Here is a 21542-nt window from a genome sequence, read left to right as displayed (position 1 = left end):
TTTGGCGGCATGAGCAACCTTGACCGCGCGCCCGTTCCGAGCGTGTGCGGTGGCCGCGGATTCGTCGTCGCCGAACCCGTCCGCGAGCTGCTGAGCCCCCGCCATGTGCAACTCGGCGAGTCGACCGAGGTGCGCCGGCTGCTGCCGAACCTCGGCCGCCGCATGATCGGCGCCTGGGCGTTCGTCGACCACTACGGCCCCGACGACATCGCCGACGAGCCCGGGATGCAGGTGCCGCCGCACCCGCACATCGGACTGCAGACGGTCAGCTGGCTGCACCAGGGCGAGGTCCTGCACCGCGACTCCACCGGCAGCCTCCAGACGATCCGCCCCCGCGAGCTGGGGCTGATGACCTCCGGCCGGGCGATCAGCCACTCCGAGGAGAGCCCCAAGTCGCACGCCCGGTACCTGCACGGGGCGCAGCTCTGGGTGGCCCTCCCGGACTCCCACCGCCACACGGACCCGAGGTTCGAGCACCACGCCGACCTGCCCACGGTCACCGCGCCCGGCCTGACCGCCACGGTCATCCTCGGCACCCTCGACGGCGCGACGTCCCCCGGTACGACCTTCACCCCCCTCGTCGGCGCCGACCTCGCCCTCACCCAGGGCACCGACCTGCGCCTGCCCCTCGACCCCGACTTCGAGTACGGCGTCCTCGCCATGTCCGGCGAGGTCCACGTCGACGGGGTACCGGTACTCCCCGGCTCCATGCTCTACCTCGGCTGCGGCCGCTCCGACCTCCCCCTGCGCGCCGAGTCCGACGCCGCGATCATGCTCCTCGGCGGCGAGCCGTTCGAGGAGGAGCTGATCATGTGGTGGAACTTCATCGCCCGTTCCCAGGACGAGATCGTACAGGCCCGGGAAGACTGGGCCAAGGGCACCCGCTTCGGCGAAGTAAAGGGCTACGACGGGGCTCCGCTCCGCGCGCCGGCACTACCCGAGACCCCCCTCAAACCGCGAGGACGGGCCCGTTGACCAGGCAAGACGCCGATTTCCGCCTCCAAGCCCCCAGAGCCACCCGGACACCCACCTCACCTTGACGTTCACTGACGCAAGCCACCTCGGAGGCACCTCCGAGGGGCTTCGCGATTCCAAGGTGTGGGCATCTGTGGGCAGCTTTGCCAGGACGAATGCTGACCCAATGCTGACTTTACTGACGAGTAATCATATTCTGAGGCGGCGGTGCGCTCAACTCTGGTGAAGTGCGGCTGCGGATGCCGGCGAGGCGCCGTGGCCGCCTGACGACGCAATGGCCGAGGCCGCTTCGAGTGTCACAACGGATCAGCGAGTCACCCGACGACCTCTTGTACGGGTTCCACAAACTCGGGCCTGCCGTAACGAACGCGCCTTGAAAGCAGATCCGTCAACTCCCTTACGCCCCTCCCCACCCTCCTGCACACGCAACGCTCTCACCCCGCGCAGACCGAACTGCGCCGCCAAAGGCCAGCAGCCCGAACGTTCGCTCCCTGCATGCGCCCACTTGATCACGTTCCAGTTGGCACGAATGGGAGTCCAGTGCCCCGTGGCAGCACGCGCCGTGTGGGCAACTCTGCAAGCACGGTGAACAGAGCTGGTTGCCCACGTTCGCGGGCTGGAACTGGGGAGCATCCCCGCAGGCGCGGGGAGCAGAGCTGCGCCTCGGCGTCGTGGAATGACGTGGTGGGACCATCCCCTCGGGCGCGGGGAGCAGTGGACCTCGCCCATGAAGTCGGAGTCGTTCTTGGGACCATCCCCGCAGGCGCGGGGAGCAGGCGGAGTCCATCCCTGACTTCAAGCTGATCACGGGACCATCTCCGCGGGCGCGGGGAGCAGAGCAGGGCCCGCAGCTGGTCGGTGGTCAGCGTGGGACCATCCCCGCGAGCGCGGGGAGCAGCCCAGTTCCGAGGAGTAGCCATCTGCCGGAGTGGGACGATCCCCGCGGGCGCGGGGAGCAGCTCATCACCAACAGCCCTGACGCCGTCCGCGCGGGACCATCCCCGCGGGCGCGGGGAGCAGCCGCCGTGCGGCATCGACGTGACGTGCCGGCCGGGACCATCCCCGCGGGCGCGGGGAGCAGGAGGTGCTCCAGGCCGAGGACCAGTCCGCCCGGGGACTATCCCCGCGGGCGCGGGGAGCAGCACTTCGAGAAGTCGTTCATCGTCCGGAACTGGGGACCATCCCCGCGGGCGCGGGGAGCAGAGCCCCTGATCCGCCGGCCGCCGCATGCCCGGGGGACCATCCCCGCGGGCGCGGGGAGCAGCGCGGTACCGCGCCATTTCCGTGTCGCCCTTGGGGACCATCCCCGCGGGCGCGGGGAGCAGTTCGGGTTGGGCAGCTGGGCAAGGCCCGACACGGGACCATCCCCGCGGGCGCGGGGAGCAGCAGTCCGGCCGCGCGCAGGTCTTCCGGCAGGAGGGACCATCCCCGCGGGCGCGGGGAGCAGGTCTCCGTGTCGGACGCCGTGTAGGTGGTGCCGGGACCATCCCCGCGGGCGCGGGGAGCAGTACCCCTCGGCGGCCAGCGACTCCATGGTGTGGGGACCATCCCCGCGGGCGCGGGGAGCAGCATCCGGTCTGACTCCCTCTTTCTCAACACGTGGGACCATCCCCGCGGGCGCGGGGAGCAGTTCTTCGCCTGGAACGACCACCAGGACCGCACGGGACCATCCCCGCGGGCGCGGGGAGCAGAGCGCGGCCTCGGCGGCCGAAGTCGCCGTGCCGGGACCATCCCCGCGGGCGCGGGGAGCAGAAGAACTTCGGCGAGACCTTCGACGTCCCGGAGGGACCATCCCCGCGGGCGCGGGGAGCAGCACGACCCGGCCACCCACACCGGCTGGACGGTGGGACCATCCCCGCGGGCGCGGGGAGCAGTTCCGGGCCGGTTCCCCCGCGCTGACCTGCGTGGGACCATCCCCGCGGGCGCGGGGAGCAGAACAGGGTGGCGCGTTCCATGCGGTCGAGGCGGGGACCATCCCCGCGGGCGCGGGGAGCAGACGAAGTGCCCGTAGTCGCGGCCCTCCGCCGTGGGACCATCCCCGCGGGCGCGGGGAGCAGTCGGGGTTGCGTCTCCATACGTGGGCGGCGTCGGGACCATCCCCGCGGGCGCGGGGAGCAGTCCAGGTCTTCGAGCGGGAGATCTGATGGTCAGGGACCATCCCCGCGGGCGCGGGGAGCAGTCCTGGTTGCCCGACCAGGTCTGGCCGAGGTTGGGACCATCCCCGCGGGCGCGGGGAGCAGGAAGGCGGCTGGAAGAAGGCCGGGCCGAACCGGGGACCATCCCCGCGGGCGCGGGGAGCAGCGTGTGCGCGCCTCGTCCATCTCACGGCGGACGGGACCATCCCCGCGGGCGCGGGGAGCAGCAACTGTGAACCGGCCCGGTCATCAGACGATCGGGACCATCCCCGCGGGCGCGGGGAGCAGGTACCGCCACAGCTCCACCTGGTCGTCGCCGGGGGGACCATCCCCGCGGGCGCGGGGAGCAGACCGGGGAACCCGACGGCTCCCACGCCGCGCTGGGACCATCCCCGCGGGCGCGGGGAGCAGCGGTCCAGCGGCGGGCGGCAGGCCGGGTCGGTGGGACCATCCCCGCGGGCGCGGGGAGCAGTCTCCGTGAACAGGGCTTTTACGTCGGCAGGATGGAGTTTCCTATGACATTCATTGATTCCGGCAATTCACCCATAAGCACAGTAAAGAACATCAAGAGCCGCCGAAGCGGCGGCGCTTTGCCGCCCTGCTCCAGCCCGCCGGAGGAGTCGTTGTGGGACTAGCGTTTGATGCGGGGTCCTTGGGGCTGGGTCGTTGAATCAGCGTTGCGCCTTCGTGGTCGATGGGGTGCCAGGCGTGGTCGTGGGTGCGGAAGGTGAAGCCCTGTTCGGTGTTGGTGGTGTGGGCGAGCAGGGCACGTCCTTGGCCTGTGTACTGTCTGACTTCATCCCAGAGGACGTCGCGGATGCGCGCCGAGGGGTTGCCGATGAATACGCCGGCGGAGATTTCCAGGAGCCAGCGGGTGAGGAATCCTCGCAGGCCGGGTGGGCAGTTGGTGAGGACGATGACGGTCACCAGCGCACCCGTTCGTAGTCGTCGGGCCCGTCGTAGTTAATGCCAGCGGCGACCTGCCGGTCGCCGTCGCTCTGGAGCATGACGACGTCCTTGTCGTTGTTCGCGGGCTCGTCGGGGGTGCCTGCGGGCAGGAGCAGGCGCTTGATGTCGTTGACGCAGCGGTCCAGGAGGGATGCCTCGTGGATCCGGTCGCGCAGGGCGCGGCGGGTGCGGCCGCCGATATCGGTGTCGCCGTCGTCGTCCGCGGCGACATCAAAGGCCAGCGGGATGCCGACGTCGGTTTTGTAGAGGTCGGCGATGTCCATGACGAAGGACAGTTCGTGGCCGGAGTGGATGAAGCCGAGGCCAGGGCTGCATCCGAGTGAGGTGACGACGGCGTGGGCGATGCCGTACATGCATTGCGCAGCGGCGGTGATGGCCTGATTGACGGCGTCACCGCCGGCGAAGTCGCCGGGGGTGTAGCGGCGTCCGCGCCAGGGCACACCGGTGCGGGCGGCCTGGGCGCGGTAGCAGTCTTTGACGCGTCGTCCTTCGCCGCCCAGGAGTTCTTGGCGGGTGAGGCCGGCGGGGTCTTCGTCGGGGAAGCGGATGCGGTACATGGCGCGGGCTACGGCGAGGCGGTTTCGGGGGTTGGCCCACTGGCGTGCCTGGGCTTCGGCGAGGGCGGAGGAGCGGCTGAGGGCGCGGCCGGAGGCGTAGTAGCGCACGCCGCGCTCTCCGACCCAGCACACGGCGGCGCCGGATTCGGCGAGGACGCTCATGGCCTGGTGGGTGATGCGGGTGCCGGGGCCGAGGAGGAGGGTGCCGATGGTGGCGGAGGGGATGTGGGTGGTGCCTTCGGCGTCCTGAGCCGTGATGGCGTTGGCGTCGCGGTGGATGGTGCAGCGTTCCAGGTAGATGAAGGACAGGCGCTCTGCGGCACGGGTGAGTTGGCGCGGGGTCAGTGCGGGGCGCTGGGAGACCGTGCTCATCACGCCTGCTGGGGTGCCGTGGTGAGGGGGGCCAGGGTGATCAGGCCGCATCCGTAGGCTTTGGCGCGGCCGATGCCCTGGGTGAGGGTGTGGCGCAGCAGGGCGGGGTCGGTGACTTCGAGTCGGCCGTCGTAGGTGACGGTGACGAGGGTGACCGGTTTGCCGCGCCGTTTGCCGTTCGCGTCGCGTGATTTGTCGAAGGCCAGGTTGTGCTGGTTGGCGACGGAGAGTTCATAGCGGTCGCCGTGGTGTTCGTGCTTGCCGTGGTGGGTGGTGCCGCCTGGGAGGAGTCGCTTGCCGTCGGTCTTCTCCAGGATGCGGAAGCCGCATTTTTCCTGCCGGTCGAGGAGCCAGCGCATCTGGTGAGCAGCTGTCAGGTGGGCTGTGATTTTGCGGGGTTCGTCGGCGGTGCGGCGGATGGTGTGGACCGGGTTGGCAGTCAGCTTGAAGGCCCAGCGCTCGCCGTCGGCAAGCCGGTCCAGGAAGGGGCTGTAGGGCCTGGTCTGCCAGCCGGGATTGTCCGGGACGGCAGCTGCGGGCCAGCCTGCCTGTTCGACCAGGTGGGTCAGGTCGGGCCGGTGCGGGCTGACGACGTAGAGCAGGACCTCGGCGCGTGCCCGGTGGTCCAGGCGCCACAGCACCCGCGGCCCCTCCCGGTCGGGGGCGTCGCTGGGCAGCAGGTCGGGAAAGGAGGCCATGACCGCCGCGTGCATGGCTTGCGGCGAGGTGAGCAGGCGCCGGGCGCCGGGACGCGCGGTGTTCACACGGAAGCGGGTGAGGAACGACATCAGGCGCTCTCCTCCTCCAGAGCATCGAACGGTTCGTGCCGCGCGGGAGCGGCCGGGAGCCCGGGGACGGGCACGCTGGTGGTGATGACGGTGCGCCAGGTGTGCCGTCGGTGAGCGGCGTCGAAGCTGACCGGCTGGTCACGCAGACTGTCCGCGCCGCTCTGTTCGCCTGCTGCCGCCTCCCGCAGCACCGTCAGCTCATCGTGGGTGCGGCCGCGGTAACGCCGGCGGTACCAGGCGGATGCCTGCCAGGGCACGGTCGCGAGAGCGTCCTCCAGCCGCCCCTTCTCCTGCAGGCCGAGCTCGACGGGCGCGGCCGGGGGGCAGGAGCGGCGGCCCAGGAACGGCGGGTGGACCGGCTCGTTGAGGGCCGTATCAAGCCGGGTGAGCAGGGCGGGGTCGCCTTCGAGGGCGGCGACGAAGACGGCGTCGGCGAGGTAGTACCGCTCGGAGAGCGGCATCGCTTTTCCGGTGACGGCGTGGTGGGCGGTGTGGAAGTCCCGCAGGAGAGTGCCGGGTTGGTCGATGCGGACCCCGAAGCGCAGTGCGGCCAGTGGAGCGAGGGCCGCATCGTCGCCGCGGTCGATGCCGGCGGCAGCAGCAAGCAGTCCGATCACGGCGCTCTTTGTGGGTGCGGACTCTGTGGTGCGGCGGGCGAACCGGGAGGAGGCGCCCCAGGATTGCAGGGGGCCTGCCAGGCGGAGCAGGAGCACGCTCATGCGGGCTTCTCCAAGCGGTCCGTGACAGCCCGGCCGACGGCTGCGACCAGCTCGGTGAGGCTGTCGGACTCGGTGCCGACGTCGGCGAGCTTGAGGGTGTTGGGGCCGACCCGCAGCACCCAGGTCAGGGTGGAGTCTCCGTGGCCGTAAGCCCGTTCGATGTCGGGGACGTAGGTGGCCAGGCGGTCGGACGCTTCGCGTACGTGGCCGCCCTGGTCGCCGCGGATGGGGTCCTCGAAGGCGGCGACGAAGCTGATGGGGCGGGTGGTGCGCAGCTTGACGATGACGGCGTCGGGCAGGGTGTGGTGCCCGAACGTGTTGATCTTCCCGGTCGGCAGGGAAGCGGCGAAGCTGTGCACGAAGGCTTCGACGGCACGTCGGACGGGCTCGGTGCGCGGTTCGTCCTCGCGCAGGCCCTGGCCGAGGTTGGCGGCGAGCTGGTGGACGCTGAGGGCGGCGTAGCGGTAGAGGGTGGCGGAGTTGAAGTCGACGGTGCCGATCATTCCGGCTCCGGTCTCCTCGTCGGTGTTCTCGTCGTCGACCGCGGTGTAGTAGTCGGACTCGGTGTCCGCCCGGTGCACGCTGATGGCGTGGGCGACCTGGACCGCGGCGTCGACGTTGTAGTCGGCGGCATCGGCGACCATGCGGCCGAACAGGGCGATGTCGACGGAGTGACGGCTGTCCGCGATCTCCTTGACGCGCTCCTTGTTCTGCTTGTCCTTCAGATACTCCGTGAGGTTGGCGGCGCCGTCGGCGGCGAGCCGGGCCAGACCGTCGAGCTGCCGGGCGCTGAGGAAGACCAGGTACTTCGCCTCCGGGGCCGGTGTGGCGCCGGATTCCTTGGCCGCGTCCGCTTTCCGCTTGGGGACTTCCGTCTTCAGGCCGGCCGCCTTGACGGTCTCGTCCGCCAGCCGCAGCGCCGTCTCGTCGTCGATGGAGGCATCCAGCGCGGTGATCCGTGAGGCGACCACCTCCACGACCTTCTTGGTCCGCACGCCGAGTTCGCTGGGATCCAGCAGGTGCTCGTCGGCGAAGTGGGTGCGGGTGGCCCTCTTCCAGGCCTGGCTGGAGACCCGGGCCCGCGGGACACCGCCGTACACGGCGGTCTTCGGCGCGCCGGTGTCGTCCCGGTTCAGGTTGCTGGGCGGGACGGTCTGCAGGGCGTGCACGTCCAGGAAGATGCGGTTCACGAGGCGTCCTTGTCGGTGTCCGGGAGGCTGGTGGTGTCGGCAAGCGGCGCGTCCTGCCCGGCGGCCGGCGGGCGGGCGTGGAAGGAGCGGCCCCATTCACGGCGGACGGTCGCGGGGCCGCCCTGCCACTGCCAGGTGTAGAACTGGCCGGCGAGCAGGCCGTAGTCCAGCGGGATGTCCGCCCCGCGCAGCAGGACGACCAGATCGCGCAGGCGCTGGGCTAGCGTCGCCAGATCGGGCGCCGTGCCGGCCCGGACGAGGCGCTTGCGGACGGGTTCGTCGATCTCGCCCGCCGGCATCAGGCGCCGTACCGACGCGCCCAGGCCGGTCGGCCGCTTACGTTCGGTCGGGCGGTGCATGGATCCGCCGCGGGACTGCTGGTGCAGCGCCCACAGAGTCAGCGAGGCATGCACAGCCTCCTCCGCGCGGCCCAACACGCCTTCGCTCAGCGGTTGTTGGCCCTCGACGGTCTGGTGCAGGCGCCCGGTGTCGATCAGATCCCACAGGTCGGGGACATCGCCGGCGCTCCTGCCTGCGCCGCGGCGCAGGCGGGCGAGCGCGGCAACGTCCTTGGGGGCGTCCCGGAGATAGCCCTTCTGCCGTACGTCGATCAGCGAGTGAGCAGTTGCGCTGACCCGGTCACGGACCGTAGGCGAAGCTGCGGTGGTGGTCATGCGGGCACCTTCGTGTCGATCGACGGCTGCTGTGGATCGGTGCTGTCCGGTCCCGGATGGCCTGGTGGTTCGGCGTCCGGCGGGCCGCTGTCGGGGCGTTCCTCGGCGGCGTAGGGGTGGCCGAGCGCCTTGGACAGGCGGGTGCGAAACCAGGTGTCGGCAAGGCCCGTGTTCAGCCAGTACGTGCCCTGTTTGCCGGGCACGGTCCTGCCCTGCCAGGCCGCGTCCCCGGCCGAGGTGATGAGGCGGTCGCCGAGCCGGCTGAGGGTGCGGTGTGTTTGCCGCTGCCAGTCACGCCGGCTCTCGAAGGGATCGCCGGTGTCGCCCAGCGTGGCGAGCCAGGTGCGGTAGGGGTGTTCCAGGGCCGCGAATCCGCGCTCCCTGGCCGCCGACCGGGCCCCTTCCCCTTCGCTTCCGGCGGCACGGGACAGGTCGGTGGCGAGGTCTCCCAGGGCCCTTACGGCCAGGTCGGCGTCGTCTGCGGCGCCGATTGCCTGCCGCGCGCAGGTGCGGTCCTGGTGCTCCAGCAGCACGACCGGCATGGCGAGGCGGTCGTCGATGACCTCGTCGATCACGGACTGCTGGGTTCCGTACGCGGCTCCGATCAGACGGGCCCGCACCAGGAACCCGCGCGGCAGCACCTCGTCGGTGACCAGCTCGGCGATCCATTCCAGGATGCCCGGACGCAGACGCGATGCCGCCTCCGTGCCCTGTCCGCCGTCCGTGCGGTCGGCGACGAGCGCGGCGATGCCGCGCCAGGCCGCCCGGGACGGATCGTGCTCCTGGGCCAGATACACCGGCGACCGGCCCAGCTTCTTCTCCTGTGCTGGGCTGCGCCGCCACGCCGTCATCGGCTCCCGAAGGTGCATGTTCCGCGACGAAAGGGGGTCACCGTAGCCGAGGACGACGCCATGGACGCCGTCGCCGTCGTGGTGCAGACGCACCCGACGCGTCTGCCAGGTGTATAGGTCCATCAGCCCGGCTGCCGTGCGCTCGCTGCCCCCGGGACCGGATGGCTCGGCCCGCCAGGCCGGCCGGTCCCCCGTCGTTGCCGCCTCGATCGCCTCGGTCTCGGCCGCGATCAAGTTCAGCAGCAACGTCTCCCGCAGCGTCGTGCCCTCCACGAAGACCCCGCCCAGGCTGCCCGCCCAGCCGGTGCCCAGCGGATACACCTTCCCCGACTTCACCCGCTCGTCGCCCACCGCTCCCGACTTGATCCCGGACGTGTCGTAGGCGTGCGCGTGAACGAGCCAGCGGGCGGCCTCCGCGAACGTGAGCCGGTCGACGGTGGGCATGCGGGATGTGAAGAACGGCTCGCCGTTGGGCACATCGGCCACCAGACGGTTCAGCGAGAACACCTCGTCCTTCGCCGTACGCAACCCTGCGGTCTGGAAGAACGGCGTGGTCGGGTGGAGCAGGTCGAGCCGCTCCCGCTGGGCCTCCAGATAGCTTCCGACCGGGTCGAAGCACCGGTCGTCGGCCCACAACTCGCTCCACTCGGCGCTGTCGCGTGGCCCGTCGAGGGCGTCGTGGGCGATGGCCAGCAGCAGCCGCAGTAACGCGAACTCCTGGGTGGCCAGGTCGCCCACGAGCCGACGCAGATCGCCGGCCTGAGTGAACAGCTGATGCAGCGACAGCTCGTCCTGGCTGCCGTCGGCTCTCAGCACCTCGATCCAGGGCTGCGTGGTCAAGTCGAAGCCAGTCGCCCCTAACGCGGGCGCTGTATCCGGTTCAGGCACGGGTCACCTCCAGGCCGTCACGTTGGCTGTACCGGAGCGAGAATCCTGCCAGCAGGGTCTGACAATCCTCGTCCAGCGCCAGAATCAGCTGGTCGGACAGCCAAGGGCTGTCCTTGCCCTGCCACGCGCGGACATACAGCTGCTCCAGTTCCGCGATCGCCCGGTCCATCGTCTCGGCGTAGGAGAACTGCAACGGCAGCCGCAGCCCGCAACTTGCCGCCACCCGTGCGGTGAACGACGAAGGCACCTGCTCCAGCGGCAATTCCAGGCCGCCGCGCTGCCGACCCCTCTTGTCCGGCTTCAGCCACGGCAGCGTGGCCAGGCTTCCGTCGGCGCGGCGCTGCACGACGACGACCTCCAGGCTCTCCCGGCTGTCGCGGACCTGCGCCCGGCCCGCGTGAGTGTCGTCAGCATCCCCCACTCCGGCAGCCACCCACCCGAACAGCGGCCGACCCGGACGGCCGACGTCCCCCAGCCGGAAGACCCGGGCACGATCGGCCTGGTCCGCACGGTGCCGCTCGAACCCGGCCCGTGCCTCAGCCATCGCTGCGGCCCATGCATCGGGTCCGACCGGTGCGTCCGCGTACGCTGCCTGCACGAGCGGGCTGATGTCGGCCGGCAGCCGAACCGGCCGCTCACCCCCGCCGTCGAGATGCGGCAGCAAGACCGCAGCCGACCGCAGCAGCGCATACGCCCCGTACACCGCCACCGACCCGCGGACCGGCACCGATACGTCCGCTTCCCAGTCGACGCCGGTCAGCAGGCATCGCGCCGCCCGCAGCCGGAGCGGCCGCTCTTCCTGCGCCTTTCCCCGCTGATGGCGGTGCAGCCGCCCCATCCGCTGCAGCAACAGGTCCACCGGACACAAGTCGGACACCAGCAGATCGAAGTCCACGTCCAAGGACTGCTCAGCGACCTGGCTGGCGACCACGATGTGCCCGCCTTCCGGCCTTCCCACCGCCTTTCCCGGCGGCCCGAACCGGTCCAGCAGGTCACGGTCCTTGGCCGCACGGTCCACATCGACAAAACACGAATGCGCGACCGTGACCGCGTCCTCGCCGAACCGGGCCCGCAGCGCCGAGGCAGCCTCCAGCACCCGCTTGACCGTGTTGCGGACCACCAGCACACAGCCGCCACCCTCAAGCTCCCTCTCCAGGCGGTCGGCGAGAACATCCAGGCCGTCAGGCAGCCGCTCCACACAGACGTCCACGCCCCGGCCGGAGGCCGCCGGGCACCGGACCACCGGCACACCGCCCGCAACCACCGCCGTCAGCACCGGATACGCCCCCGGCTCGGCGTCCAGGTCCAGGTCGGCGTCCGCCTGGGCACGTCCCGCATACGCGGCCACCAGTTCACGGCGCCGTCCGGCCGGCAACGTCGCTGACAGCACCACCACCGGAACCCGATACGCCCCGAGCCACGACAGCACCTGATCCAGATACACATTCATGTACGTGTCGTACGCATGCGCCTCGTCGATGACGACGACCTTGCCCGCCACCGCCAAATGCCGCAGGGCCAGGTGCCGGCTCTTCAACCCGGCGAACAGCAACTGGTCGATCGTGCCCGCCACGAACGAGGCCAGCATCGCCCTCTTACGGCCGCGCAACCAGGCATGCGCCACCAACTCAGAACTCGCCCGCCGGGCGTCCCCCGGCAACCGGTGCCCGGACGGCTCAGGGGCATCCACGTCAACGGCGCGTACCCGCTCGCCACGCGCCATCAGGCCGGCGAAGTCGTCGTTGAGCGCGGCCTTCGAATGCGCCAGGTGCACGGAATGCCGTACCCCACCGGCAGACGGGAGCCGGTCCAGCCATTCCAGCAGCCGCGGAAACATCGCGTTCCCGGTAGCCATCGTGGGAAGCGCAAAGAACACGCCCCCCGCGCCCGACCGCGCCGCGAACACCTCGGCCACCGCCAGCGCCGCCTCCGTCTTCCCCTCCCCCATCGGTGCCTCGATCACCATCAGCCCCGGGGCATCCATCTCCCGGGCCAGCTCGAACGCCGCCTCCTGCACCGGCCGCACTTTCGCACCCACCGGCAGCCCGAACCGCGAAGCGAACAACCCCTGTGCATCGGCCGCCACTTCATCGGCACGCCACGGCGCCGGCAGACTCAACCCCCTCCACGCCGCCGCACAACGCTCCTCACCGCTCTGCCCGGCGGCATCCGGGAAATACGGGAACAGGTCCGGGTTGCTGGCGATCCAGTCAGCGACGATCACCACCGCACTCAGCAACACCTGCACCGGCTGCGGCAGGCGCACCGACCGCCACGCCTCCAACCGGTCCTCCACCCCGAACTCGGCAGCACAGGCATCCAGGAGCCCGCCCTGCACCTGCCGCCACACCTCGCTCCCGCGGCCAGGCGCCCGCAGCAACTCCTCATGCTCGAACAGCGCCTTGATCTGACCCCGTTCCGGCGGCACCCCGTGATGCCCACCCACCGCCACCGTGAACTGCCCCGTCTCAGCAGCCGCCCAACCATGCCGCTCCACCAGCCACTCCCCCAACAACACCTGCCCGGCCAGCCCATGCGGCGCAAGGCGACGATCCGGCCCCATTCCCTGCCGCGACCGCATCACCAGACCCGCATCACGCATCGCCTCAGCCAGAAAATCCACCTGACACGCAAAAGCCGGCGTGGCCTTACCGATGTCATGCACCCCCGCCAGCCACACCACCAGCCGACGTCCGTCCGCCTCCCGACCCGGCAGCACCTCGGCGATCAGCCCACGTACACCGGCCGGCAACCACTCATCCCACAGCCGACCCGCCACCCACGCGCTGTCCTCCATATGCCGCCACAACGGCAGCCACCCATCCCCGTCACGGTCATGCTTCGCCCACACGCTCCTCGCCCGCGCATCAAGACGACACAGAAGACCCGAACCACCAACTCCCCCACTGCTCATACAAGAGACATACAGCCGAACAGGCCCCGCACACGGCCATCCCTCAAAAACGCCCACCCCCAGGCCCGAAACCACAGCACAACACCACCAACAACACCCCCAAGGCGTAGGCTGCCGAGATTTGAAGCCACCCGCATGTCAGGAACTTTTCCGACCTGCAGTCCATAAATGTCGCTTATGAATCGATTGTCGGAATCTTTGAAAGTGAGCGAACTGCTGCATGATCAGCGGTAAACCTGCAGCTCGTCCAGGCTGCTCCCCGCACCCGCGGGGGTGTTCCCGAAGCCGGACGCGAACGAGACGAAGTACAGACCTGCTCCCCGCACCCGCGGGGGTGTTCCCCGCGGGTCGTCGGCCGGCGCCGGACTGATCGGCTGCTCCCCGCACCCGCGGGGGTGTTCCCTCCCCGGCGGGCCGGTAGGCGTTGAGTCCGCCCTGCTCCCCGCACCCGCGGGGGTGTTCCCTCAGTCCCAACCAGTCCCAAAAGACACACGACCTGCTCCCCGCACCCGCGGGGGTGTTCCCGACTTCCAGCCCGCGCCCGACGCGCTGGTGCCCTGCTCCCCGCACCCGCGGGGGTGTTCCCGACGACTTGACGATCGGCACGTCGCGGTAGGTCTGCTCCCCGCACCCGCGGGGGTGTTCCCTGCTGGGATCGGGAGAACGAGTACTGACCCCCCTGCTCCCCGCACCCGCGGGGGTGTTCCTGGATCATGACGACAACCGGACTCGATCGGCACTGCTCCCCGCACCCGCGGGGGTGTTCCCGAGACCGAAGCCCGGAACCTGATCTTCGAGTGCTGCTCCCCGCACCCGCGGGGGTGTTCCCATGACCGTGATCGTCAGCGCGGGGTTCTGCTACTGCTCCCCGCACCCGCGGGGGTGTTCCCCTCCACCGCTTCTGCCCCGGCCTCGACCCCGACTGCTCCCCGCACCCGCGGGGGTGTTCCCGAGGTCTACTCCGGTGGCGGCCCGGACGTGGGCTGCTCCCCGCACCCGCGGGGGTGTTCCCCCGTTGCTGACGGCGACCTGGTAGGCGGAGACCTGCTCCCCGCACCCGCGGGAGTGTTCCCACCGGGAATCGAGTTCGCCATGATCAAGGCCACTGTTCCCCGCACCCGCGGGGGTGTTCCCCAGAAGGTGGTCCCGTGGAACATCTTGTCCGGCTGCTCCCCGCACCCGCGGGGGTGTTCCCCCGCAGACCAACGAACCCGTCACGGTGCCCACCTGCTCCCCGACCACACCCCAGCCGTGCCCGCGCTGCTCCCCGCACCCGCGGGGATGTTCCCAGAGCGTCACATATCCACACGGGGTTCATTCGCTGCTCCCCGCACCCGCGGGGGTGTTCCCGCGAACGGGAACCCGGGCGTGATCTCGGGCCCCTACTCCCCGCACCCGCAGGGGTGTTCCCAACCATACCCAAGCCGGGTTCCGGGACATCAACTGCTCCCCGCACCCGCGGGAGTGCTCCCTGGAGCAGCGCTGCGACTGGGAGCCCTGCCACCTGCTCCCCGCACCCGCGGGGGTGTTCCCGTGCCGACGGACCGGCTCTCGAACTCGCGGCGCTGCTCCCCGCACCCGCGAGGGTGTTCCCTGACCTGTCGGGCCTGAACTGGTTCAAGGCCTCTGCTCCCCGCACCCGCGGAGGTGTTCCCGCCCGGCGGGATTCCGCCGGCGCCGGGGTCGCTGCTCCCCGCACCCGCGGGGGTGTTCCCGGCTTCATCTGGCACCACACCGGCGCCGACGTCTGCTTCCTGCACCCGCGGGAGTGTTCCCGAACGGCAGTGGAAGCCGGCCCTGGTAGAGGCCTGCTCTCCGCACCTGCGGGAGTGTTCCCGGGCGGATCCGCTACCGCCAGTACTGCGAGATCTGTTCCCCGCCCCGCAGGGGTGTTCCCAGCTCGGCGACCGAGACCTCGTGACTCGTGCACTGCTCCCCGCACTCGCGCTGGTGTTCCCTACTTGTACTCGGAATGCGGGATTGCGGCCTCCCAGAGAGCGTCCCGAACGCGCAGGCACTCGCCAACGACCTCCGCATCGTTGACCAGCTCCGAGCCGAGGACCCTACCGTCGGAGTCGAAATGGCCGACGGCAAGGGTGCGATCGTCGAAGAGCCACCAGTCGTCCCCTCCGCAGGGGAAGGTCAGATCACGCGGCAGCTGGTGGCGCGGCAGCCAGCGAATCTCTTCGCCGGCCTCCAGATTGAGGTCTGTGACGGCGTGCTCCCACCGGATGTACGGGCTGTGGGGCTCGGTGACCACCCGAACACGCCTGACCGTCTTCCCCCCCTGGGTCACACGTCGAACGAGCTGCGTCCAGGACTCCATGTACGAGTAGTCGACGGCTTCGCCACGCAGCCAGCTCGTGAACGGACTCTCCTCGTCGGGGACGGAATAGTCGTCTCGCAGCTCCAGATGGAATGCGTCCTGGATGTAGCTCTCAAAGAGCTGGTTGCGCTCGGCGCTGGAGATCAGCTCCACGCGGTTCCTCCAGATCGGCGATGATCGCGGCCCGGGGGACCTCGACCACAGTCTCGTAGTCCCGTATCTCCATCGGCGCCAGGGCTTCAGGGTCGCTGACCTCCCGACAGTCAACCGCGAAAGTACCGCCCGGTGTCCCAATCATGATCGGCGCCTGGACCCGGCGGATCTCTCCCGCTGGCACGTCCTCTTTCGTGAGGTGCTCGAACAGTTCCGAGGGCACCTCCACTGCGGACTACCCGTCCGCGATCCGAAGCTGAATCAGTAGCTCGTTCGCGTAGATCTTCCAGCCCTGGACGAGGTACGTGTCCCGGGGCGGTGGCGTACGGGCCGTACCCCGCGGAGCACCCCACGGAACCAGCTCATGCGGTATGGCCGGCCAACCAGCTGCGGGCGTTCAGCCGACCAGCCTGATCCATACCGCCCTATCCGTGGCCACCGCCGACAGGGCAGGATCGCCGCATGAGGATTCTCGTCATCGGCGGAACGTGGTTCCTGGGCAAGAGCATCGCGGAAGCAGCACTCGCGAAGGGGTGGTCCGTTACCACCTTCAATCGAGGGCGCTCCGGACGGGATATCGAGGGCGTAGAGGTCGTGCATGGTGATCGCACAGATCGTGACGACTTGAACCGCCTCGCCCTGCAGGGGCCTTGGGACGCTGTGATCGACACGTCCAGCTCGGATTTTCCGCCGCGCGACGTTCTGTTGACCACGACTACCCTCCGAACCGCGGCCCGCCGCTGGGTACACATCTCCACGGTGTCCGTCTACCAAGGGTGGCCGCACCAGCCTCTGACCGACAAGTCGCCTCTGCTTGACTGCCCTCCGGATGCGGACGCGACGTACGGGTACACGGGCGAGGACGGTAGTCCCACGGTCTACGGCTTCCAGAAGGCCGGCGGTGAGCGTGCGGTGGCCGAGGCGTTCGGTGATGCTGCGGCGTTCCTCCGGCCGGGGGTGATTCTGGGGCCCGGGGAGTACGTCGGCCGACTGCCTTGGTGGCTTGAGCGCGCGAAAAGAGGCGGCCCCATTGTCGCCCCGGCCCCCGCCGAGCAGCGTATCCAGCCGGTCGATGTCCGTGATGTCGCCGACTTCGCCCTGGCAATGGCCGAAAGCTCGGAGAGCGGCGGCTACAACGTCACCCACCCCGACGGCATTTCGTTCCGCGCCTTCCTGGAGGCGTGCCTGGACGAGACGGGCGGCGCCGGTTCTCCGGTCTGGGTCGACCCGGCGGTATTGACCGAGCAAGGCGTGAGGCAGTGGACGGAACTCCCTCTGTGGCGAACTCAGACCGGCGTGTGGCGTGTTGACTCCAGCCGTGCCGTGGCCGCGGGGCTCAGGTGTCGGCCGGTCACCGACACCATCCGTGACACGTGGCGGTGGTGGGCGGCGGACGGGCGTCCCGTGAGCCACCCGCGCTGGGGCGAACACGGGATCGCGCCGGAGAAGGAGGCGAAAATTCTCGCCTCCATGTGATCAGGAAGTGATGGCGAGAAGGGGTACGGGCGTGCCGAGCTGGTACGGCGGAGAGACCCTCGTGAAGTCCTCGATCTGTTCGCGCAGTTCGGTAGGAAGCTGCGCGCCGTGATAGCGCGGCTGCGCGAGGATCCTTCCGATCCGTGCCGTCCTCACGACGATCCCGGTCTTGCGCTGCTCGGGCGGCACTTCCCAGATCGGCGTCAGGGCGGCGGCGGCGCCTTCCACGTTCTCGGAAAGGAGCCGGGCTTGGGCGAGGTCGGCGGCTGCCCCTGCTCGTACGTGGGTGGACTGCTCGTCCTGTGACTTCTCCATGAGGAGGGCGAGGGCGCGGCCAGCAGCCCGTTCGGCCTGCTCGGCATCCCCGATGAGCAGTGCGGTGGTGCTGTTGGACATGGCCAGCCGCTCGGCGGAGAACCCGAACTCACCGCCCACGGTGTCGTGCAGGTCGTCGTAGACGTTCCGGCCCGCCTCCTGCGACAGCTGGGTCGCCCGCTGTGCCGAGGCTACATCTCCGAGGTGAGCGTAAGCGCGAGCGGTGATGGCGTGCAGGCGACGCTGCGCGATATCACCGAGACCTCCGTACGACAGAGCCCGTTGAGCCTTCGCCAGTGCCTCGTTCGGTTCGCCGGAGTGGTAGGCGATGTACGCCAGGGTCCCGTCGGCGTAGGCCTGCAAGGGCGCGAAACGCGTGCTCTCGCCGTATACGGCAGCGGTTCGGGCCAGCGTACGAGCGCTGGGGAAGTAGCCCAGGTCGAACGCCGCGACCGCGAGCAGAGCGGCTGTCTGTCCGTTGAGAATCATCAAGGTCTGTTGCTGGACTGGGATCTGCGTCCGGTCGCGCTGCCGCTCGATCTCTCGGCGGAGGGTGTCGGCCACCTCGTACGCCCCCGCAGCCGGCATGGTGTGGTAGCCCCGGGCGAGGCAGACCACGCGGTCGCGCAGTTCGTCGATGGTGTTGTCGGAGATGGACGCCGCGGCGGACGCGTCGGCGCCGTCGTGGGCTTCACGTGCGGTCATCTGAACTCGCTCTTCAAGGTCAAACGCGGGTGCCTGGGGACCGTCCAGGTGCGGAGGGCCGAACAGCTGCTCTGCCGTGTATCCGGACCAGATCGACTCAAGAATCTGGCAGGTCTCCGGGCCGGGCAGCCCGGTGAGCTTGCCACCGGTCCAGCGCCGGAACTGCGTCTCGCCGCAAGTCGGGTTGTCGGGGTTGTGCCCGAAGAGGCGAACGCCCGTCTTGGTGAACAACCGGTCGAAACGGCGGTAGGTCAGGTTGTCCCGTTCACACAGCTCCGCAAGCAGTGTTCTCGGTTCGCTTCTCATCCCGCCCCTAACCTTGCGGCGCCGCGTCGGGGCGGCTCACGGATCGATCCCTTCTTTCGAAGGGGATCCCGCTTACCCGGTTCGCGGCAACACGTCCCGAACAGAAGCCACTTCAAAGCTACCCCGAGGCCACGTACGCCACCCGGAAGTGCTGCAGAGGCCATGCGACAGGCCATGGCAAGGCCACGTACGCAAGGTGAACGCTAGATCACCAGCCCTCGCTGAGTGTGCATGACCGAGCGCAGCGTGAACTTGGGAGCGTCCCGTGAAGCCGTCCATCCAGCAACCCGCCGCCGGCGCCGGCGGAGCAGTCGTGCCTCTTGCCGATCCATCGGCCACCAAGGGACTTCAGGCGGCCGTGGTCACCGCGCCTGTCCTGCGCGCAGAGGCGCATCCGGCATTTGAGTGGAGCACGACGCTACGGGCCAATGAGGGTGCGGGTTCCAATGCACGCCTGCGGGCCCGCCCCTGGCTCAAGATCAGTCGCTGGCCCGGCAACGTGGACATCGCGACTCGCGTCGCCGACATGCTGGTGGACAACGCCGTACGACACGGACGGCCCTTCGCCGACGGCTGCGTTGCCCTCCATCTGATCGTGACCCGGGACACCCATGAGCTCCTTGTCGAGGTGGACGACGCGTACGCCGACTTCCCCGACTTCGAGAGGGTGACCAACCCGTCCGGCGAGCCCGTGGCCGAACCCACCAGTCCCTCACGCTTGTCCCACTACCAGGGGCGCCTGTCCTGGGGTGTGAGGAAGAACGTCGATGGCGAGCCCGTAGGCAAGACCGTCCAGGTAGTCATCACGGTCGGCTGACTCGTCTCGTCGTCTCACCCGCCCCTGCTGGTACCGATTCCGAGGACCCTCATGTCTTCCCGTCAATCAGCCGTCCGCTCGGTCAACCCTCGCCGCAGACGCGGCCGCTCTCGGTTAGACCGCTGCCTCCTCGATGAGGTCGCCAGCGTTCTGTGTCCCCCGCTGGCCTGCGTCGTCGCTCTGGTCTGCGCGACCCTCCTGGCCGCCTCGGTCTTCACATTCGCCCTCGTGCAGATCGCCATTGGTCTCGCGGGCAGCGTGCTCGTCGCGGGAGTTGTCGGCGGCCTTCGTGTACGCGCAGTGGCGGCCTCGCTGCAGATCAAACGGGATGCTGACCTGCAGCAGATCGCGAAAGCCGTGCAGGCTGCGGAGAACAGCGTCATATGGACGGCCGATCAGCTGTGCCGCGGGGTCCGCCCTCCGCTTCCCGAGGAACCTCGCTGGGAGGGCGACGACTCGCTCACCAGGGTGCTGGAGCTGGTCGGCAACCTTCAGGTGCAGGGCGCTGCGTCGCAGCTGCGCGTGCACGACGAGTCGCAGGCGGCGGTGCTGGTGACGATGCACCGAACCCTGTCACGGCGTCAGCACGGTCTGATAGGGGAGATGCTGGAGCACCTGACGCTGCTGCAGAAGGCGACCGAGGACGCGGAACTGCTCGATCGGAGCTTCAAGATCGACCACCTCGCGACGCGGCTGCGGCGCATGGTCGAGAGCGTCTCCGTGGTCCTGGGCGGCAAGTCGCTGCGTGAGACCCGGGCCCCCGTCCCGGTCTCCACCGTGCTGCGCGGTGCGAAGTCGGAGGTCGTGAAGTACACGCGAGTGCAGACTGCGGGCGGTGAGGTGGGTTCCGCGTTCGCGCTGCCCGCCCACGTCCATCCCGACGTCACTCACCTGCTGGCCGAGCTCATCGACAACGGTCTGGATCACTCGGACCCGGCGTCCAAGGTCACCGTCCGGGCGCAGAGGGTGGCCCGTGGCCTGGCCTTCGAGGTCGAGGACCGCGCGCTGCTGCTCATGGATCCCGCCGAACGGGACAGGCTGAACGCGTTGCTGAGCAACCCGAGCCATGCCGAGGTCGCGGAGCAGGTCCGGGTGGGCAGTCTGGGCCTGGTCACGGCCGGCAAGATCTCCGCGAAGTACGGACTTGAGGTCTGGCTGTCGCTGAACCCGACGGGCGGAACCACGGCCAACGTTGTCGTGCCCAACCAGTACCTCGTCCCCATCGCGCCGGTCATCGGAACCGTCTCCGTACCGGTCGACCCTCAGCCCGCCCGGGCACTCACGTACGCGGGTGGTCCTGGAAAGGCCCCGCGCCGTCGCGCCGTCGTCCCTCCGCCGCAAGCCGATTCGGACGACGCGAGCCCTCTGCCGCGGCGCCGGCGTGAGCCGCGCCCCATGCCCTCCGGGCAGGCAACGGCGGTACCGGCCCAGGCCGGGAACCCGCAGAACCCGGCCGACTGGCGCTCCGGCTTGCAGGCCGGACTGACCGCCGACACCCCCACCCAGCCCTGATCCCCTTGGAGCCCTTCGCCATGACCTACGACGTGCCCTCCGTGATCTCCCCCAAGGAGGTCCAGGGGCAGATGACGCGATTGCTCGACGAGTTCGTCAAGGACACCGTCGGTGTCACTCACGCCCTGCTGGCTTCCCGGGAGGGCCTGAAGCAGGCCGTCGTCTCCCACATGGACGGGGACTGGGCCGACGAGGTGGCCGCGGCCTTTTCCGGGCTGGTGAGCCTGGCCAGGGGCGTCACCGGGCCGTCGGACACGCAGATGCCAGCCGATCAGGTTCTCATAGAGCGGGACGACACCCTCTTCCTCGCCACCGAGGCCGGCACGGGACGCGCCTTCCACGAGGACGGTCAGGCCGTGGCGACCATCCTCGTCGTGCTGGTCCGCACGGACGCGAACATCGGCACGGTCGCCTTCGCCGCCGGCCGCCTGGTCCAGCGGTTCGCTCCCTTCATGACCACCCCCGTCCGTGGGCGTGAGGGTCAGGGCCCCGGTGTCGAATGAACTCCCGCTCAGGTCCGGACGTCTCGCTGGACGAAACGGACAGCATCGTACGGCTGTACGCGGTGACCGACGGGCGTACCCGGCCCCGGCACAGCCTCACCCTGCACACCGTCCTCGGCCCCGGCCCCCGCTCTCCGCAGGACGTGCCAGAGGAGAGCGAGCGGATCGTCGCGCTGTGCCGCCAGCGCACGCGGCCGCTGGTCGAACTGGCCGGGTCGCTGGCTCTGCACGTCACCGCGGTGATGGTCCTGGTCTCCGACCTGATCGACGCCGGCGCGCTCAGTCTGCCGATCACGGAGGTGCCCGGCCAGGACCGCGAGGTGCAGAAGCTGCTCGCGCTGAGCGCCGCGCTCAAGCGTCGGTACCCGCAGGCATCGGCGAAGGCCGGGTGAGGGCG

General features: G+C 69.8%; 16 protein-coding genes and 2 CRISPR repeat arrays. Of the genes, 6 read left to right on the top strand and 10 right to left on the bottom strand.

Annotated elements, in window-relative coordinates:
- Positions 1-9 precede the first annotated feature (9 nt).
- Positions 10-975, top strand: a complete 966-nt coding sequence (locus ACGFZS_RS16815) for a pirin family protein (RefSeq protein ID WP_393795695.1) — start codon at positions 10-12, stop codon at positions 973-975.
- A 625-nt stretch (positions 976-1600) separates the two neighbouring features.
- Positions 1601-3582: direct repeats of the CRISPR family, unit length 29 nt; unit sequence GGGACCATCCCCGCGGGCGCGGGGAGCAG.
- Between the two features lie 92 nt (positions 3583-3674).
- On the opposite strand, the gene cas2e is transcribed toward ACGFZS_RS16815, so the two are convergent.
- The 9 genes from cas2e to ACGFZS_RS16770 all read right to left on the bottom strand — a co-directional run bounded on the left by cas2e (position 3675) and on the right by ACGFZS_RS16770 (position 15511).
- Entirely contained in the window at positions 3675-4037 is a 363-nt protein-coding gene (gene cas2e / locus ACGFZS_RS16810; protein WP_393795694.1) for a type I-E CRISPR-associated endoribonuclease Cas2e, read from the bottom strand.
- A complete protein-coding gene (cas1e, locus tag ACGFZS_RS16805) occupies positions 4034-5008 on the bottom strand; it encodes a type I-E CRISPR-associated endonuclease Cas1e (protein WP_393795693.1) in 975 nt (324 codons plus the stop codon). Before cas1e ends, cas2e begins: the two co-directional genes overlap by 4 nt.
- The gene (cas6e, locus tag ACGFZS_RS16800) at positions 5008-5796 is read right to left on the bottom strand and encodes a type I-E CRISPR-associated protein Cas6/Cse3/CasE (RefSeq protein ID WP_393795692.1); all 789 of its coding nucleotides are present in this window, start codon (positions 5794-5796) and stop codon (positions 5008-5010) included. Before cas6e ends, cas1e begins: the two co-directional genes overlap by 1 nt.
- Positions 5796-6515 (bottom strand): type I-E CRISPR-associated protein Cas5/CasD, encoded by a 720-nt coding sequence (cas5e, locus tag ACGFZS_RS16795; RefSeq protein WP_393795691.1) that lies wholly within the window; start codon positions 6513-6515, stop codon positions 5796-5798. The genes cas6e and cas5e overlap by 1 nt, the downstream gene beginning before the upstream one ends.
- Entirely contained in the window at positions 6512-7705 is a 1194-nt protein-coding gene (gene cas7e / locus ACGFZS_RS16790) for a type I-E CRISPR-associated protein Cas7/Cse4/CasC (protein ID WP_393795690.1), read from the bottom strand. Before cas7e ends, cas5e begins: the two co-directional genes overlap by 4 nt.
- The gene (gene casB / locus ACGFZS_RS16785; protein WP_393795689.1) at positions 7702-8379 is read right to left on the bottom strand and encodes a type I-E CRISPR-associated protein Cse2/CasB; all 678 of its coding nucleotides are present in this window, start codon (positions 8377-8379) and stop codon (positions 7702-7704) included. The genes cas7e and casB overlap by 4 nt, the downstream gene beginning before the upstream one ends.
- Positions 8376-10070, bottom strand: a complete 1695-nt coding sequence (gene casA / locus ACGFZS_RS16780; protein ID WP_393795688.1) for a type I-E CRISPR-associated protein Cse1/CasA — start codon at positions 10068-10070, stop codon at positions 8376-8378. Before casA ends, casB begins: the two co-directional genes overlap by 4 nt.
- Positions 10071-10110: 40 nt before the next feature.
- Positions 10111-12915, bottom strand: a complete 2805-nt coding sequence (cas3, locus tag ACGFZS_RS16775; RefSeq protein ID WP_393795687.1) for a CRISPR-associated helicase Cas3' — start codon at positions 12913-12915, stop codon at positions 10111-10113.
- A gap of 369 nt (positions 12916-13284) precedes the next feature.
- A CRISPR array of direct repeats spans positions 13285-14227; the repeat unit is 29 nt; unit sequence CTGCTCCCCGCACCCGCGGGGGTGTTCCC.
- A gap of 762 nt (positions 14228-14989) precedes the next feature.
- Positions 14990-15511, bottom strand: a complete 522-nt coding sequence (locus ACGFZS_RS16770) for a DUF6879 family protein (RefSeq protein ID WP_393795686.1) — start codon at positions 15509-15511, stop codon at positions 14990-14992.
- A 462-nt stretch (positions 15512-15973) separates the two neighbouring features.
- On the opposite strand from ACGFZS_RS16770, the gene ACGFZS_RS16765 reads away from it, so the two are divergent.
- A complete protein-coding gene (locus tag ACGFZS_RS16765; protein WP_393795685.1) occupies positions 15974-16987 on the top strand; it encodes an NAD-dependent epimerase/dehydratase family protein in 1014 nt (337 codons plus the stop codon).
- On the opposite strand, the gene ACGFZS_RS16760 is transcribed toward ACGFZS_RS16765, so the two are convergent.
- A complete protein-coding gene (locus ACGFZS_RS16760; RefSeq protein ID WP_393795684.1) occupies positions 16988-18313 on the bottom strand; it encodes a DNA-binding protein in 1326 nt (441 codons plus the stop codon).
- A 265-nt stretch (positions 18314-18578) separates the two neighbouring features.
- Here ACGFZS_RS16760 and ACGFZS_RS16755 point away from each other — a divergent pair, with 265 nt between their 5' ends.
- The 4 genes from ACGFZS_RS16755 to ACGFZS_RS16740 are packed head-to-tail and all read left to right on the top strand — an operon-like array spanning position 18579 to position 21537.
- Positions 18579-19130: a hypothetical protein gene (locus ACGFZS_RS16755; protein ID WP_393795683.1), complete on the top strand. Its 552-nt coding sequence runs from the start codon at positions 18579-18581 to the stop codon at positions 19128-19130.
- A 51-nt stretch (positions 19131-19181) separates the two neighbouring features.
- Positions 19182-20642: an ATP-binding protein gene (locus tag ACGFZS_RS16750; RefSeq protein ID WP_393795682.1), complete on the top strand. Its 1461-nt coding sequence runs from the start codon at positions 19182-19184 to the stop codon at positions 20640-20642.
- A gap of 20 nt (positions 20643-20662) precedes the next feature.
- On the top strand, positions 20663-21145 hold the full coding sequence (locus tag ACGFZS_RS16745) for a roadblock/LC7 domain-containing protein (RefSeq protein ID WP_393795681.1): 483 nt from the start codon (positions 20663-20665) through the stop codon (positions 21143-21145).
- Complete coding sequence (locus ACGFZS_RS16740; RefSeq protein WP_393795680.1) at positions 21142-21537, top strand: DUF742 domain-containing protein; 396 nt, start codon at positions 21142-21144, stop codon at positions 21535-21537. Before ACGFZS_RS16745 ends, ACGFZS_RS16740 begins: the two co-directional genes overlap by 4 nt.
- Positions 21538-21542 lie beyond the last annotated feature (5 nt).

Origin of the sequence: Streptomyces sp. NPDC048288, from assembly GCF_043201555.1 — a bacterium.
Taxonomy (GTDB): domain Bacteria; phylum Actinomycetota; class Actinomycetes; order Streptomycetales; family Streptomycetaceae; genus Streptomyces.
This window is presented reverse-complemented; position numbering and strand designations above follow the sequence as displayed.

Excerpts from the sequence above, each read along its gene's own strand:
- ACGFZS_RS16815 (WP_393795695.1), top strand. The coding sequence starts at position 10 with ATGAGCAACCTTGACCGCGCGCCCGTTCCGAGCGTGTGCGGTGGCCGC.
- cas1e (WP_393795693.1), bottom strand. The coding sequence starts at position 5,008 with ATGAGCACGGTCTCCCAGCGCCCCGCACTGACCCCGCGCCAACTCACC.
- cas6e (WP_393795692.1), bottom strand. The coding sequence starts at position 5,796 with ATGTCGTTCCTCACCCGCTTCCGTGTGAACACCGCGCGTCCCGGCGCC.
- cas5e (WP_393795691.1), bottom strand. The coding sequence starts at position 6,515 with ATGAGCGTGCTCCTGCTCCGCCTGGCAGGCCCCCTGCAATCCTGGGGC.
- casB (WP_393795689.1), bottom strand. The coding sequence starts at position 8,379 with ATGACCACCACCGCAGCTTCGCCTACGGTCCGTGACCGGGTCAGCGCA.
- cas3 (WP_393795687.1), bottom strand. The coding sequence starts at position 12,915 with ATGGAGGACAGCGCGTGGGTGGCGGGTCGGCTGTGGGATGAGTGGTTG.
- ACGFZS_RS16765 (WP_393795685.1), top strand. The coding sequence starts at position 15,974 with ATGAGGATTCTCGTCATCGGCGGAACGTGGTTCCTGGGCAAGAGCATC.
- ACGFZS_RS16760 (WP_393795684.1), bottom strand. The coding sequence starts at position 18,313 with ATGAGAAGCGAACCGAGAACACTGCTTGCGGAGCTGTGTGAACGGGAC.
- ACGFZS_RS16750 (WP_393795682.1), top strand. The coding sequence starts at position 19,182 with ATGTCTTCCCGTCAATCAGCCGTCCGCTCGGTCAACCCTCGCCGCAGA.
- ACGFZS_RS16745 (WP_393795681.1), top strand. The coding sequence starts at position 20,663 with ATGACCTACGACGTGCCCTCCGTGATCTCCCCCAAGGAGGTCCAGGGG.
- ACGFZS_RS16740 (WP_393795680.1), top strand. The coding sequence starts at position 21,142 with ATGAACTCCCGCTCAGGTCCGGACGTCTCGCTGGACGAAACGGACAGC.